Source organism: Mesorhizobium sp. M7A.F.Ca.US.011.01.1.1, assembly GCF_003998295.1.
Taxonomy (GTDB): Bacteria; Pseudomonadota; Alphaproteobacteria; order Rhizobiales; family Rhizobiaceae; genus Mesorhizobium.
The window spans coordinates 1-409 of sequence record NZ_RZRT01000275.1 but is presented as its reverse complement, the minus strand read 5'-3'; the positions used below and the strand labels follow the sequence as shown (position 1 = coordinate 409).

1 protein-coding gene is annotated in these 409 nt (G+C 63.1%); it reads left to right on the top strand.

The window, feature by feature from the left end; all coding sequences use genetic code 11:
* Positions 1–3: 3 nt before the first annotated feature.
* A partial coding sequence (locus EOA13_RS37705; protein WP_348629790.1) for a CoA-binding protein occupies positions 4–409 on the top strand: 406 nt, incomplete at its 3' end.

The following is a 409-nucleotide window of genomic DNA, read 5'->3' as shown; positions in this document are numbered from 1 at the left end:
GACATAGGTCGCGTCGGTTGCTATCCGAGTATCTCATCCCTGCCCACGCGACCGGACTGCGTCGTCCTTTGCGTTCGCGACAGTGCATTGGAGGAAAGCCTGGACGAAGCTGGACGCGCCGGAGTTCCGGCGGCCGTGGTGTTCGGCCGCGGATACGATCCCGAATCCGCGACACCGCTGCCGGAGCGGCTCGGGGCGATCGCCCGAAAATACGGCATGGCCATTTGCGGCGGGAACGGAATGGGGTTCCTCAACTCCCTCGACGATCTTAGAGTCTCATTCGGAGCGCCACGTAACGAGGGTCTCGCCAGTGGCGTGAGCGTCGTCGTCCACAGCGGCTCGATCTTGGAATGGCTTATCGGCAACAGGCGCAATCTCGCATTCGACTTCGCGGTATCCGCAGGGCAGG